General features: G+C 60.9%; 12 protein-coding genes and 1 riboswitch. Of the genes, 5 read left to right on the forward strand and 7 right to left on the reverse strand.

Annotation, left to right across the window (positions count from 1 at the left end; all coding sequences use genetic code 11):
• Window positions 1–164: 164 nt before the first annotated feature.
• The 5 genes from OJHNALOF_RS12450 (at window position 165) to OJHNALOF_RS12470 (ending at window position 5,320) form a co-directional block, all read left to right on the forward strand.
• Window positions 165–1,142 (forward strand): calcium/sodium antiporter, encoded by a 978-nt coding sequence (locus tag OJHNALOF_RS12450; RefSeq protein WP_094200796.1) that lies wholly within the window; start codon window positions 165–167, stop codon window positions 1,140–1,142.
• A gap of 185 nt (window positions 1,143–1,327) precedes the next feature.
• Entirely contained in the window at window positions 1,328–2,644 is a 1,317-nt protein-coding gene (locus OJHNALOF_RS12455; RefSeq protein ID WP_165662209.1) for a serine hydrolase, read from the forward strand.
• A 12-nt stretch (window positions 2,645–2,656) separates the two neighbouring features.
• On the forward strand, window positions 2,657–3,433 hold the full coding sequence (locus tag OJHNALOF_RS12460) for a glucose 1-dehydrogenase (RefSeq protein WP_165662210.1): 777 nt from the start codon (window positions 2,657–2,659) through the stop codon (window positions 3,431–3,433).
• A 153-nt stretch (window positions 3,434–3,586) separates the two neighbouring features.
• The gene (locus tag OJHNALOF_RS12465; RefSeq protein ID WP_094200799.1) at window positions 3,587–4,672 is read left to right on the forward strand and encodes a hypothetical protein; all 1,086 of its coding nucleotides are present in this window, start codon (window positions 3,587–3,589) and stop codon (window positions 4,670–4,672) included.
• 156 nt (window positions 4,673–4,828) lie between these two features.
• Window positions 4,829–5,320: a nucleoside deaminase gene (locus OJHNALOF_RS12470; RefSeq protein ID WP_165662211.1), complete on the forward strand. Its 492-nt coding sequence runs from the start codon at window positions 4,829–4,831 to the stop codon at window positions 5,318–5,320.
• Between the two features lie 177 nt (window positions 5,321–5,497).
• Here OJHNALOF_RS12470 and OJHNALOF_RS12475 read toward each other — a convergent pair whose 3' ends face one another.
• The 7 genes from OJHNALOF_RS12475 to OJHNALOF_RS12505 all read right to left on the reverse strand — a co-directional run bounded on the left by OJHNALOF_RS12475 (window position 5,498) and on the right by OJHNALOF_RS12505 (window position 13,376).
• The gene (locus tag OJHNALOF_RS12475; protein ID WP_165662212.1) at window positions 5,498–6,514 is read right to left on the reverse strand and encodes an adenosine deaminase; all 1,017 of its coding nucleotides are present in this window, start codon (window positions 6,512–6,514) and stop codon (window positions 5,498–5,500) included.
• A gap of 76 nt (window positions 6,515–6,590) precedes the next feature.
• Window positions 6,591–6,690, reverse strand: a riboswitch (purine riboswitch).
• A gap of 169 nt (window positions 6,691–6,859) precedes the next feature.
• Window positions 6,860–7,666 (reverse strand): tryptophan synthase subunit alpha, encoded by an 807-nt coding sequence (gene trpA / locus OJHNALOF_RS12480; RefSeq protein ID WP_165662213.1) that lies wholly within the window; start codon window positions 7,664–7,666, stop codon window positions 6,860–6,862.
• Window positions 7,663–8,856, reverse strand: a complete 1,194-nt coding sequence (gene trpB, locus OJHNALOF_RS12485) for a tryptophan synthase subunit beta (RefSeq protein ID WP_165662214.1) — start codon at window positions 8,854–8,856, stop codon at window positions 7,663–7,665. The genes trpA and trpB overlap by 4 nt, the downstream gene beginning before the upstream one ends.
• A complete protein-coding gene (gene trpCF, locus OJHNALOF_RS12490) occupies window positions 8,853–10,238 on the reverse strand; it encodes a bifunctional indole-3-glycerol-phosphate synthase TrpC/phosphoribosylanthranilate isomerase TrpF (protein WP_165662215.1) in 1,386 nt (461 codons plus the stop codon). Before trpCF ends, trpB begins: the two co-directional genes overlap by 4 nt.
• Entirely contained in the window at window positions 10,232–11,239 is a 1,008-nt protein-coding gene (gene trpD / locus OJHNALOF_RS12495; protein WP_165662216.1) for an anthranilate phosphoribosyltransferase, read from the reverse strand. The genes trpCF and trpD overlap by 7 nt, the downstream gene beginning before the upstream one ends.
• Entirely contained in the window at window positions 11,236–11,832 is a 597-nt protein-coding gene (locus OJHNALOF_RS12500; protein WP_165662217.1) for an aminodeoxychorismate/anthranilate synthase component II, read from the reverse strand. The genes trpD and OJHNALOF_RS12500 overlap by 4 nt, the downstream gene beginning before the upstream one ends.
• Window positions 11,829–13,376, reverse strand: coding sequence for an anthranilate synthase component 1 (locus tag OJHNALOF_RS12505; RefSeq protein WP_165662218.1), 1,548 nt, complete (start codon window positions 13,374–13,376; stop codon window positions 11,829–11,831). Before OJHNALOF_RS12505 ends, OJHNALOF_RS12500 begins: the two co-directional genes overlap by 4 nt.
• Window positions 13,377–13,677: the final 301 nt, after the last annotated feature.

The following is a 13,677-nucleotide window of genomic DNA, read 5'->3' on the forward strand; positions in this document are numbered from 1 at the left end:
CTTATGGCAGTCGTGTCCTGACGGATTGATGAGACTCGAGACGCAACCATCCACCGGGCGGGAGATGGTGCGTCTTGGTTGTCGTGTCCCGCCCCAAGAGCGCTTATGAACATGTCTTGCCTGTCATTTCTTCTGTCTGCCCCTGTTCATGGGGGGAAATCACCATGCTGATGTCTGTTGCTGCCATTTTGCTGGGCCTTGCGGTGCTGGTGTGGAGTGCCGATCGTTTCGTGGATGGCGCCTCTGCCACCGCCCGTCATGCGGGCATGCCCCCCTTGCTGATCGGCATGGTGATCGTGGGCTTTGGAACCTCGGCGCCGGAAATTGTGGTGTCTATTATCTCGGCGCTGGAAGGCAACCCCGGCCTGGCGCTGGGTAATGCCTATGGCTCCAACATCGCCAATATCGGGTTGATCCTGGGGATAACGGCGCTGATAAGCCCCATTGCCGTGCATTCCCAGGTGCTGCGCAAGGAACTGCCCATACTGCTGCTGATCACCCTGCTGTCCCTCAGCCTGTTGTGGAACGGCTGGCTGGCGCGGACCGATGCCATCATGCTGCTGGTGGTGTTTGTGCTGCTGATGGCCTGGAGCATTCGTCAGGGCCTGCGGGACGGTAATGACAGCATGGCCGCCGAGCAGGAGAGAGAGCTGGACGACAACCTGATGAGCCTGAAAAAGGCGCTGTTCTGGCTGCTGGCTGGCCTGGTGCTGCTGATCATCAGCTCGCGCATTCTGGTGTGGGGCGCGGTGAACGTGGCCCAGGCCTTTGGCGTGAGTGACTTGATTATTGGCCTGACCATTGTGGCCATCGGCACCTCGCTGCCGGAGCTGGCATCGTCCATTGCCGCCATTCGCAAAAACGAGCACGACCTGGCCCTGGGCAACGTGATTGGCTCCAACCTGTTCAACACCCTGGCGGTGGTGGGTCTTGCCGGCATTATTCACCCGCTGGAGGTGATGCCGGAGGTGCTCAGTCGCGACTTTATGGTGATGATAGTGCTGACCCTGTCGCTGTTTGTGCTGGGCTTTGGCTTCAAGGGCCGGCAGGGGCGCATCAACCGTTTTGAAGGCGCCTTTTTGCTGACGGTGTATGTGGCTTACACCGGCTGGCTGGCCGGCAATGTGATTGCCGCCGCTTAGATTACTCCAGGCGATGGAAAGGCAGGCGGGGTGAGGCACGCGACTCGCCTGCATTGGCGCCCGTAAGGGCGCTTTCTTCTTTGTGGGCCTTACACGAGGCTGCTTCGCCCCTCTACCTCATTCGCTTCAAACGCGACCGAGTCTATACTCACCCGCATAACCCCAATCTGGCGCGGGAGAACATCATGACCGGGCTTAAGGCGCCGTGGGCCACCGCCGGCCTGCTTTTCATTCTGCTGACACAGCCGGCGTCGGCAACACGGCTTTCCGTTGACGACAGCAATCCCAACACTCGGGGCTGGATGCAGGGCTTTCCACCGCCACCGGAAAAACGCCTGCGTGCCGTCGATGGTTCCTTTTTTGAATTTCCCGCCCTGCGTTACAGCGTGGCGCACATGCGTGAATTTATGCCCACGGTGGAAGTGTCTCGCGGCCTGGGAGCGCCCGCGCCGCTGAACTATCGCCTGGATCCGCTTATCGACAAGCTGCGCTTTCTGCCCTGGGGAAGCGAGCAGCCCATCACCTTTGCCGACGCCCTGACACGCAATTACACCGATGGCCTGCTCATTCTGCACCGGGGGGACGTGGTGTATGAACGCTATTTCGGGGCGTTGAAGGAAGACGGTCAGCACGCCGTGATGTCGGTGACCAAGTCGGTGACCGGCCTGCTGGCCGCGGTGCTGGTGGCCGAAGGCAGGCTGGATGAAACCAGAAAGGTAGCCGACTATGTGCCGGAGCTGGCGAGCTCTGCCTTTGGCGACGCCAGCGTGCGCCAGCTGATGGACATGACCACGGGACTGCAATACAGCGAAAACTATGCCGATCCGAATGCCGAGGTGTGGCAATTCTCCACCGCCGGCAGCTCCTGGCCCAAGCCACAGGGTTACTCCGGGCCGGTGGGCTACCTTGACTACCTGACTGGGGTGCAGAAGCTGGGGGAGCACGGCCAGGCCTTTGGCTATAAGACCGTAAACAGTGATGCCCTGGGTTGGGTGATTTCCCGCGTGACCGACACCTCGGTGGCCGAGTTGCTGTCGGAAAAAATCTGGCGGCGCATCGGCATGGAGCAGAGCGCCTATTACCAGGTGGACGAGCTGGGCATTCCCTTTGCCGGCGGCGGGCTGAATGCCGGCCTGCGCGACATGGCCCGTCTGGGCGAGCTGGTGCGAAACCAGGGCCGCTGGCAGGGCGAGCCGTTGCTGCCGGCGGCGGCCATCGACGACATTCTGCGTGGCGGCAGCCAGGAGGCCTTTGCCCGGGCGGGTTTTGACAAGCTAAGAGGCTGGTCTTATCGCAATATGTGGTGGGTAACCCACAACCCCAACGGCGCCTTTGCCGCCCGTGGCGTGCATGGCCAGACCATCTACATTGACCCGGCCGCCGAGATGGTGCTGGTGCGCTTTGCTTCCCACCCGGTGGCGGCCAACGGCGCCAATGATCCGCTTTCGCTGCCGGCCTGGCAGGCGGTGGCCGATCACCTGATTTCGCTTGAGAAACCCTGACAGGAGCTGGCGATGAAACCCTCTGAACTTTTCGATCTTTCCGGCAAGGTGGCCATTATCACCGGCGGCGCCAACGGCATCGGCAGGGGGTGCTGCACCATGCTGGCGGCCCATGGCGCCAGCGTGGTGGTGGCGGATCTGAAGCTGGATGATGCCGAGGCCACCGCCGAGGAAATTCGCCATGACGGCGGCAAGGCCGTGGCCATGGCCTGCAACGTTACCCAGGACGACGATCTGACCGGGCTGGTGAACCAGACCCTGGCGGAATTTGGCCAAATCAACATTCTGGTGAACAACGTAGGCGGAGGCGGTGCCGGCCGCGAAAGCCCGGCCACGCTGACCGTTGAAGCGTTTGCCCGCACCTTTGAGCTGAACGTGTTCAGCACCTGGCGACTGGCCCAGTTGTGCGCCCCGCACATGGCCAAGGCCGGCTATGGCTCCATCATCAATATGTCGTCGATGAGCTCCATCAACAGAAGCCCGGCCATCAGTGCCTATGCATCATCCAAGGCCGCCATCAATCACATGACCGCCAATCTGGCGTTCGACTACGGCCCCGCCGGTATACGTGTGAACGCCGTGGCCCCGGGGGCCATTCGCACCGACGCCCTGGCCTCGGTGCTCACTCCTGAAATCGAGGCCGGCATGCTGGCCCACACTCCGCTCAAGCGCCTGGGCGAGGCGGATGACATTGCCGGCGCCGTGCTCTATTTCGCCGCTCCCGTGTCTTGCTGGGTGAGCGGCCAGACCCTCTTCGTCAACGGCGGGGGTGTGCAAACGTTGGACTGAGTCTCATTGTTGATCCTTGCTACCAAGGTGTAATGGCACTGGCCGGTCGCCTCTGATAAGGTCGCCGGCCTTATATTGTGACAAACACATATATTGCCCATTTAACCATCAGTGTTGTTATTTTTTGGCTTTTAAAGGGATTAACCGACGATCATGTGGAACATCATCAAAATCGCCAGTGCATTTATTGGCATTATCGTGGGGGCGGGGTTTGCCTCTGGTCAGGAAGTGCTGCAGTACTTCACCAGCTTTGGTTATTTGGGCACGGCGGCGGCCGTGGTGGCTACGGCGCTGTTTGCCTATCTGGGCATGATGCTCACCTGGCTGGGCAGCCGCACGCAAACCCGCTCCCATAAAACCGTGGTGTATCAGATAAGCGGCCGCTACCTGGGCGTGATCGTGGATGGCGTGATCATCTTTACCCTGTTTGGCGTGGGTGTGGTGATGATCGCCGGCGCCGGCTCTACCCTGCACCAGCAGTTTGGCCTGCCTTCCATGGTGGGCAGCGTGCTGATGACCTTGATGATGGGCGCAACCCTGATGCTGAACGTGCGGCGGGTGGTGGCACTGATTGGCAGTATTACTCCATTTCTGGTGCTGGCGCTGATCCTTATCTGTATTTTCAGCCTGCTGACCATGGATCGCAGTTTTGCCGAGCTGGCGCCGATTGCCGAGAGCGTGGAGTCCACCCTGCCGCACTGGCTGGTGTCGGCGGTGAACTATGTGTCGTTCAATATTGCCGTGGGCGCGGCCATGTCGCTGGTGATGGGTGGAGCTGAGCCCAATGCCCGCATTGCCCGCTGGGGTGGCCTGCTGGGCGGCCTTGGGGTGGGGGTAATGATCATGATCAGCCACCTGGCCATGTTCTCGCAAATCGATCAGGTGGCCGGCTATGCCCTGCCGTTGCTCAAGATCATTGACGGCATTTCCCCCTGGCTGGCCAAGGCCATGGCCTTTGTGCTGTTTGGCATGATCTTCAGCACCGGTGCCAGCATGTTCTATGCCTTTGTTGCCCGCTTTGTGGAAATGCGCACCCCGGCAGCCAACCGCTTCAGCATCATCACCCTGGTGGTGGGCTTTGTGGCCAGCTTCGCCGGCTTTACCCAGCTGGTGGCCTTTTTCTATCCGCTGATCGGTTATCTGGGCCTGTTCCTGGTGGGAGCGCTGATCTATGCTCCCCTGCGACTGAAGCGCGCCCGTGTGGCGAGCAACCTGCAGCCTTTGACCGGCAACGAGTAACCTAAACCTGGCCGCCTGCCAAATGGAGCGCGGGCGGCTTGTGCCTCACTCGTTTTCACGTTTCCGCCCGTACGCTCCCGCTTTTAAACCTTTTCTTTCTTCAGTACCTTATGGCCAACAGTATGGAAAACCGGTTAACGCCATAAGGAGAAAAGCATGACCATCACTCACCAGGATCTGCGCCATTTGCGCCGTTGTGTGGAGCTGGCCGAAGAAGCCCTGAACGAGGGCGACATGGCCTTTGGCTCCGTGCTGGTATCGGCCGACGGCGCCGTGCTGGCGGAAGACCGCAACCGTATTCACACCTGCGAGCCCACCTGGCACCCGGAAATTGCCCTGGCCCGCTGGGCCGCCGAAAACCTGGATGAAACCGAGCGCGCCCGCGCTACCCTCTATACCTCGGGCGAGCACTGCCCCATGTGCTCCGCCGCCCACGCCTGGGCGGGTCTTGGGCGTATTGTGTTTGCCAGCTCCTCTGGCCAATTTTCCGTCTGGTGCGAGCAATGGGGCCTGCCCGGCTCACCGGTAACAGCCCTCGCCATCAACGAAGTGGCCCCCGATATTCCCGTGGCCGGCCCGGTGCCGGAGCTGGCCGAAGAAATCCGCGAGCTGCACCGGCGGTATTTTGGCATTGAGAGCCAGGACTAAACCAACGGCCTCACGTTGCCCCCGTAAACTAAAGCCAATAAAGCCAATAAAGCCAACAGAGTTTATGGCAGTAGTGGACTGAGTTGCCGCATAAGCGTTGAAGCCGGGGCTGGTCACAGCATTCTGAGGAGAGGGGAAAACGGGGCAGAACCGCCCCGTTTTCCGTTCTGTTATCTCTTAGGCGAGTGCCTGGTGCATAAAGTCCTGCACTTGCCGTGTCAGCCGCTGCTTGTGGGCGTCGTCGATAAAACTGGCCTCAATGGCATTGAGGGTAAATTGTGCCAGTTCTTGCGGCGTCAGCGCATGGCTATTGGCTACCGCCTGAAAGTTATCGGTCATGTAGCCGCCAAAGTAGGCCGGATCATCCGAGTTGATGGTCACACAGACATTTCGGCGCAGCAGCTCAACGATGTTGTGCCGATCCATATGGTCAAACACCTTCAGCTTGGTATTGGAAAGCGGGCAAACGGTGAGGGGCACACGACGTTGGGCCAGTCTCTCCACCAAGGCCGAATCGTCCACACAGCGCACGCCATGATCGATGCGTGAAATGCTCAGCAGCTCAAGGCTGTTGTGAATGTTCTCAACCGGCCCTTCTTCTCCGGCATGGGCCACGGTCAGAAAGCCGTGACCAATCGCCTCCTGAAACACGCGCTCAAATTTCTCCGGCGGATGGCCCAACTCCGACGAGTCGAGGCCGACGGCCACAATTTTGTCCTTGTGCGGCAGTGCCATGCGCAGGGTGTCAAAGGCGCTGTCTTCGTCCAGGTGGCGCAGAAAGCACATGATGAGATGACTGCTGATGCCCAGCTGCTCCCGGCCGTCACGCAGTGCCCGGTCAATGCCGTTGAGCACGGTGTCAAAGGCAATGCCCCGCTCGGTATGGGTTTGCGGGTCAAAGAAGATTTCGGTATGGATGACGTTATCTGCCTGGCAACGCAGCAAATAGGCCCAGGTCAGATCGTAAAAGTCCTGCTCGTGGATCAGAACCCTGGCACCCTGATAGTAGATGTCGAGGAAGGATTGCAGGTTGCTGAACTGATACGCGGAGCGTACGGCTTCCGGCGTGTTAAACGGCAGGGCTATCTGGTTGCGTTGCGCCAGCTCGAACATCATTTCCGGCTCCAGCGTGCCTTCGATGTGCAGGTGCAGTTCAACTTTCGGGAGTTGCTGAATAAAGGTGGTTTGGTTCACGCTTGTGTCTCCATTCAAGGGATATCAACAAGCGCTTTTCTCTTGCCTGATTATTGACGATGTACAAAGAGAAAAGCGCTATGCACTTTCTCTTCGTAATCTGGAATTTACGGCTCCAGGTAGAGACCCTCACCCCTTATCAGTGAGGTTATACGAAGCATCGGCGTTGCCGATAGGAAGCCATTGTAGCCATACCGGAACCGCCATGCCAATAGGTGGTCAGCGGTAAAGTAGCTGAAGCGTTTAAAGCCGAAAAAATGGCACCAGGGCTAACCCTGGTGCCATTCTGAGTCGTGAGGAAAGTGGGGGAGTTTTTCTCATCCCTTACTCCTCACGTTCAACGTCTTACTTGCGCGTCGCGGCCTTCATCTCTTTTACAAAGGCGGTGAGGGCATCGAGCATGGCCTGGGGCTGGTCCAGGTGTTGTTCGATGATCTTGACCACGGCGGAGCCGGAGATGGCACCGGCGGCACCGGCGGCAATGGCATCGCGCACCTGATCGGGGCTGGAGATACCAAAGCCGAGCAGGGACGGCGGCGCATTGAATTTGGCCAGGGTGGCCAGCAGGGTATCTACCGGTTTGCCGGCCTTGGTTTCGGTGCCGGTTACGCCGGCACGGCTTAGCAGGTAGGTATAGCCGGCGCCGGTTTCCGCCACCGCCTTGAGGGTGGCTTCGTCACCGTTGGGCGGCGCGATGTAAATGCTTTCAATGCCGGCCTGGTCGGCGGCGGCCTTGAACGGCGCGGCCATCTCCAGCGGCACATCGGCCACCAGCACCGAGTCTACCCCGGCCTCGGCGGCGCGGGAGTAGAAGCTGTCTACACCCGGCGCATACACCAGGTTGGCATACACCAGCAGGCCGATGGGCAACTCGGGGTACTTTTCCCGCACTTTTTTCAGAATGTCAAAGCAGGTCTGGGTGCGGGTGCCGGCATTGCGGGCACGCAGGGTGGCGGCCTGAATGGTGGGGCCGTCGGCAATGGGATCGGAGAAGGGTATGCCCAGCTCCAGGGCATCGGCGCCGCCGGCCACCAGGGCATCAATCACCTTGAGCGAGTGCTCCGGCGTGGGATCGCCCAGGGTCACGAAGGGCACAAAGGCGCCTTCGTTGCTGGCATTCAGTCGCTCGAACAGGCGGTGGTAGCGGCTCATTTGATTTCTCCTTTTTGCTCCAGAATATCGGCCACGGTAAAGATGTCCTTGTCGCCACGACCGGACAGGTTAACCACCAATACTTGTTCTTTTTCCGGCTCGGCCTCGGCCATTTTCAGGGCATAGGCCAGGGCGTGGGACGACTCCAGCGCCGGAATAATGCCCTCGTTGCGGGCCAGGGCCTGAAAGGCATCCAGGGCTTCGTCATCGGTTACCGACACATACTGGGCCCGGCCGGTGGTGGCCAGATAGGCGTGCTGGGGGCCAACCGAAGGAAAGTCGAGGCCGGCGGAAACGGAGTAGGACTCTTCCACCTGGCCGTCTTCGTCGTGCATCATCAGCGACAGCATGCCAAAGAACACGCCCTTGGTGCCTTCCCCCAGGGTGGCGCCGTGCTCGCCGGTGTGAATGCCCTTGCCCGCCGGCTCCACGCCGATGAGCCTGACGCTCTCTTCCTCAATAAAGTCGGCAAACAGGCCAATGGCGTTGGAGCCTCCGCCCACGCAGGCGATCACCGCATCGGGCAGGCGCGCTTCGTGCTCCACAATTTGTACCTTGGCTTCTTCGCCAATCATGCGCTGAAATTCCCGCACTATGGTGGGGAAAGGGTGGGGGCCGGCGGCGGTGCCCAGCAGGTAGTGTGCCTGCTCATAGTTGGCGGCCCAGTCGCGCAGTGCTTCGGTGCAGGCGTCCTTGAGGGTGGCGGAGCCGGAGTGCACCGGAATCACTTCGGCGCCCATCAGCTTCATGCGGAAGACGTTGGGCTTTTGCCGCTCGCAGTCCACCGCGCCCATGTATACCCGGCACTTGAGGCCGAGCAGGGCACAGGCCAGGGCGGTGGCCACGCCGTGCTGACCGGCGCCGGTTTCGGCGATGATCTCGGTCTTGCCCATGCGCTTGGCCAGCAGTGCCTGACCCAGTACCTGGTTGGTTTTGTGGGCGCCGCCGTGCAGCAGGTCTTCCCGCTTCAGGTAGATGCGGGTCTTGGTGTTGGCGGCCAGGTTGCGCACGCGCGTGAGCGGAGTGGGGCGGCCGGCGTATTCCGCCAGCAGCTCGCGAAATTCGCGGTCAAATTCCGGATCCTGCTGGGCATCGACAAAGGCCTGCTCCAGTTGCAGCAGTGCCGGCATCAGGATTTGCGGTACATACATGCCGCCGAAGTCGCCGAAAAAGGGGTTAAGTAAGCTCATTTTTGTGTCCTGCGTCCGTAATGTCTGAGGGTGGCAAAGGCCGCCTTGAGTTTGGCTGCGTCTTTTTGGCCGGGGGCGCTTTCCACGCCGGAGTTAAAGTCCAGGCCGCGACAGCCCTGGCTTGCCGCGGTGGCGGCGTTGTCGGGGGTAAGCCCGCCCGCCAGCATGGCATTGGCCTTGTCGATGTCGTTTAACAGTGCCCAGTCAAAGGCCAGCCCGGTACCGCCGCTTTGATTGCCGGATTTGGTATCAAACAGCAGCCGGTCGGCATTTTTCGGCAGGGCCGGCAGTTCGTTGCTTACCGCCACCGCTTTCCAGATGGCCACGCCGGGCAGCCGGGTTTTAAGCTGGTTGATGGTGTCGTCGTCCTCAGAGCCGTGCAGCTGCACCGCAGCCAGGCTCAGCTCGGTGGCGGTGGCGACCACGTCTTCCACGGCGTGATTCTGGAACACGCCCACGTAGTTGAGCGGGGCTGCGGCCATCACGCCGCGGGCCTGGTCCAGGTTCACGCAACGGGGGCTTTTTTCCACAAAAATCAGGCCGCCATAGACGGCGCCGGCCTCATGGGCGGCGGCGGCGTCTTCCGGACGCGTCAGGCCACAGACCTTGTTGTCGCCGAGGATCAGACGGCGCACCGCCAGGTCCAGATCGTCTTCGGCCATCAGCGAGCTGCCCACCAGAAAGCCGTCGGCATGGGCCGAGAGTTCCTTGGTCTGGCCGTGGTGGTGAATACCGGACTCGGAAATGACCACGCGGTCGTCGGGGATCAGCGCCGCCAGCCGTTTGGTGCGGTCGAGATCGATGCTCAAATCCCGCAGATCCCGGTTGTTGATGCCAATGACTTTGGCACCCAGTGTCAGGGCACGGGCCACTTCGTCCTCGTCGATCACTTCGGTGAGCACGCCCATGTTCAGGGACTCGGCCACGGCGGCAAGCTCGGCATACTCTTGGTCGTTCAGCACCGACAGCATCAGCAGAATGGCGTCTGCCTGGTGATGGCGGGCCAGCTTGATCTGATAGGGGTCGATAATGAAGTCCTTGCAGATCACCGGCTGGGTGACCTGATTGCGCACTTGCGTGACAAACTCAAAGCGGCCCTGAAAGTATTTCTCGTCGGTCAGCACCGAAATGGCCGAGGCGTAGCGGCCATAGACGCCGGCAATGGCATCCAGATCAAATACTTCCCGAATCAGCCCCTTGGAAGGCGAGGCTTTTTTACACTCCAGAATAAAGGCCGGTTTGCCGGCGGCCAGGGCCTCGGCAAAGGGGCGATCACTGGGGGTGAGACCGGCTTCAAAGCTTGCCAGGGGCTGGCTTTGCTTGCGTTCCTCTACCCAGATTTTTTTGTCGGCAACGATTTTGCCGAGCACCGTATTCAGCATTGACTCAACTCCGCCAGTTGTTTAACCACGCCCATGGCATGGCCGGATCTTAACACGGACAGCGCCCGCTCCACGCCCTGCTTGAGGTTTTCCACCTGGCCGCTCATCAGCAGCAGCGGCGCCACGTTCATGGCAATCACGCTCTGCTGGGCCAGGGTGCCTTCTCCGGCCAGCAGGGCCTCGGTAATGCGGCGGTTTTCCGCCGGCTCGCCGCCTACAATGGCGCTGATGTCGTGGCGCTCCAGCCCCAGCTCTTCCGGGGTGATGTCATATTCGGTAATGGTGTCGCCATTGATCTCGGCAATGTGGGTGGTGCCGTGAATGGCAATTTCGTCCAGGCCGCTGCCGTGCACTACCATGCCGCGGGTCAGGCCCATGGCCACCAGGGTATCGGCGATGGGACGCACCAGCGCCGGGCTGTATACGCCCAGCACCATAAAGCTGGGGCGGGCCGGGTTAATCAGCGGACCCAGCACGTTAAAGATGGTGCGGGTTTTCAGGGCCTGGCGCACCGGCATGGCGTGGCGAATGCCGCCGTGGTAGTGGGGGGCAAACAAAAAGCACACATTGGTCTCGTCCAGGCAGTGACGAGCCTGTTCCGGGTTCAGATCCAGGCGAATGCCGAGCTGCTCCAGCAGATCGGAGGAGCCCGACTTGGAGGACACGCCCCGGTTGCCGTGCTTGGCCACCTTGATGCCGCAGGCGGCGGCCACCAGCGCCGAGGTGGTGGAGACGTTAATGGTGTTCATGCCGTCACCGCCGGTGCCGACGATGTCGCAAAAGGCGTAATCGGGGCGCGGAAAGGGCTTGGCGGCGGCCAGCAGGGCGCTGGCGGCACCGGCGATCTCATCCGGAGTTTCGCCCTTGATCTTCAGTGCGGTCAGCAGGGAAGACAGCACGATCGGGTCCATATCGCCGCTCATCACCTGCTCAAACAGGGCGTGGGCCTGCTCACGGCTGATGTGTTCTCCCCGGTAAAGTTGCTCCATGGCCTGGCTCATGCGGCGTTCTCCTTGTTGGTAATAAATTCCAGACTCTGGGCCAGCAGGCGCGCCCCGTCCGTGGTCATGATGGATTCGGGATGGAACTGAAAGCCCAGCACCCGGTTGGTCTTGTCCTGTACCGCCATGGTCATGCCGTTGAAGTCGGCAATCACCTCAAGGCCGGCGGGAATGTTGCTGCCCACCAGGGAGTGGTAACGGGCCACCGGCAACGGGTTGGTCAGGCCGCTGAACACGCCGTTACCGCTGTGGCTGATCAGTGAGCTCTTGCCGTGCTTGATTTCGCCGGCGCTTTCCACCGTACCGCCGTAGTGCTCCACCAGGGCCTGATGGCCGAGGCAGATGCCCAGCACGGGAAAGCGGCCCAGGCACTGTTCGATAAGGACGGGCATGTTGCCGGCGTCGGCGGGCTTGCCCGGACCGGGGGAAAGCACCAGCACCGGGTTCTCCGCCTGCTCCATGGCGGTGAGCAGCTGGGTCACCGGCACGGTATTGCGGTAAATGTTCACCGTGGCACCCAGGGCGCGGAACTGATCCACCAGGTTGTAGGTAAAGGAGTCGTAGTTGTCGAGCAGGAAAATGGTCTGGCTCATTGGCTCACCTCCGCCAGTGTGGTGCCGTGAGAAAGGGCGATGGCATTGAGCACCGCCGCCGCCTTATTGCGGGTTTCGTCGGCTTCCGACTGCGGGTCGGAGTCATACACCACGCCGGCGCCGGCCTGCACATGGGCAAGGCCTTGGCTGACAAAGGCGGAGCGAATAACGATGCAGGTATCCATATCGCCGAGGCCGTTCACATAGCCCACGGCACCGCCGTAGCTGCCCCGGCGCTGGCCTTCCACCTCGCGGATCAGCTCGCTGGCGCGAATTTTGGGGGCGCCGGTGAGGGTGCCCATGTTCATGCAGGCCTGATAGCCGTGCAGGGCGTCGAGATCGGCACGCAGTGTGCCCACGACGCGAGACACCAGGTGCATGACGTGGCTGTAGCGATCCACGCTCAGCAGATCCTTTACATAGCGGCTGCCGGGCTCGCTGATGCGGGCAATGTCGTTGCGGGCCAGGTCCACCAGCATCAGGTGCTCGGCGGTTTCCTTTTCGTCCTGGCGCAGATCCAGCTCGATGCGGCCGTCCAGATCCAGGTTAATGCTGCCGTCCGGGTTAAAGCCCCGGCGGCGAGTGCCGGCGATGGGATACATCTCCACCTGGCGGCTGTCATGGTCAAACTTCACCGAGCTCTCGGGGCTGGCGCCGAACAGAATGAAGTCTTCGTCGTTCACATAGAACATGTAGGGGCTGGGGTTGGTCTGCTTGAGCTTGCCGTAGGCCGCCAGGGGGCTGGGGCAGGGCAGGGTGAAGCAGCGCGACGGCACCACCTGAAAGATGTCACCGGCCACGATATTGCTCTTGAGCCGCTCCACGTCGGCACGAAACTCGGCGTCGCTCTTGCTGGCTGTGACCTTGCCGCTCAGGCCGGACTCGGCCTCGGGGCTGGCATAACGCTCGCCACAGGCGGCGGCCAGCGCGTTGAGGCGGGTCTGCAGCCGAGCCTGCTCGCGTGAGTCAAAGGCGCAGGCGGCCAGGTGGCACTGCTCTTTTACGTGATCCAGGGTGATCAGGGTTTCCGCCAGGTAAAAACAGAAGTCGGGGCAGTGGTTGATGCCCTCGGCCACCTCGGGCAGGAGCTCAAAGGAGGCAATCAGATCATAGGAGAAGGTGCCGCCCATAAACAGGTGCTGCTGGCCCTGGTCGGCGGTAAAGCGGGTCAGAATGAGCCGAATGGTTTCCAGCACGGAAGCGGCCTTTAGCCGGCTGTCTTCGTCCTGATCGGCGTCGGCCTCGGCCAGGGTTACGGTAAGCTGGGTGTCGGTGCGTTCGCCACCCAGTTCACTGTGAACCAGGGTAAGTGCGGGCTGGCCGTTGGCATTAAGGGCGGTAAGGGTGACGTCCCGGCCTCGGCATACCAGGCGAACACAGGCGTCGAGCATCAGCAGGCTTTGGGTGCCCGCCTTGGTGTCTATTTCGGCGGATTCCAGCAGCAGGCTGTTGTCGCCGGGCTGGCTGAGGGCGGCGTATAACGCCAGGGGATCATCGGTATAGGGGGCATTCTGCAATAAAACGTGAAGCTGACCTTGCGCCATTGGGTATTCCTTATAAGTTAATGCTGATCATCAGGGATCTGTCTGATGACCTGGCTGGCAATGTCGTCGTCGGTGACGGACGCGAATGCCGGTTGCTGAACAGGCCGGTTTTCGGGTTGCCATCGCCAAAAAATGAAAGAGGTCGGTTTCATCGCATCACCTTTTACTGGATAATAAAAAAGCCCGCAGAGTTGCGGGCTTTTATGTTCGCTGAGACTGTTGAACGAATACAGCAAATCACACCCGCTTCAGGGAGTGTGCCACCACCAAATGGTCAGAGTGGAAGTTTGCTGCAACATGG

It is taken from the genome of Oceanimonas sp. MB9 (assembly GCF_011319775.1).
Lineage (GTDB): Bacteria > Pseudomonadota > Gammaproteobacteria > Enterobacterales > Aeromonadaceae > Oceanimonas > Oceanimonas doudoroffii.

Excerpts from the sequence above, each read along its gene's own strand:
- OJHNALOF_RS12450 (WP_094200796.1), top strand. The coding sequence starts at position 165 with ATGCTGATGTCTGTTGCTGCCATTTTGCTGGGCCTTGCGGTGCTGGTG.
- OJHNALOF_RS12455 (WP_165662209.1), top strand. The coding sequence starts at position 1,328 with ATGACCGGGCTTAAGGCGCCGTGGGCCACCGCCGGCCTGCTTTTCATT.
- OJHNALOF_RS12460 (WP_165662210.1), top strand. The coding sequence starts at position 2,657 with ATGAAACCCTCTGAACTTTTCGATCTTTCCGGCAAGGTGGCCATTATC.
- OJHNALOF_RS12465 (WP_094200799.1), top strand. The coding sequence starts at position 3,587 with ATGTGGAACATCATCAAAATCGCCAGTGCATTTATTGGCATTATCGTG.
- OJHNALOF_RS12470 (WP_165662211.1), top strand. The coding sequence starts at position 4,829 with ATGACCATCACTCACCAGGATCTGCGCCATTTGCGCCGTTGTGTGGAG.
- trpA (WP_165662213.1), bottom strand. The coding sequence starts at position 7,666 with ATGAGCCGCTACCACCGCCTGTTCGAGCGACTGAATGCCAGCAACGAA.
- trpB (WP_165662214.1), bottom strand. The coding sequence starts at position 8,856 with ATGAGCTTACTTAACCCCTTTTTCGGCGACTTCGGCGGCATGTATGTA.
- trpCF (WP_165662215.1), bottom strand. The coding sequence starts at position 10,238 with ATGCTGAATACGGTGCTCGGCAAAATCGTTGCCGACAAAAAAATCTGG.
- trpD (WP_165662216.1), bottom strand. The coding sequence starts at position 11,239 with ATGAGCCAGGCCATGGAGCAACTTTACCGGGGAGAACACATCAGCCGT.
- OJHNALOF_RS12500 (WP_165662217.1), bottom strand. The coding sequence starts at position 11,832 with ATGAGCCAGACCATTTTCCTGCTCGACAACTACGACTCCTTTACCTAC.
- OJHNALOF_RS12505 (WP_165662218.1), bottom strand. The coding sequence starts at position 13,376 with ATGGCGCAAGGTCAGCTTCACGTTTTATTGCAGAATGCCCCCTATACC.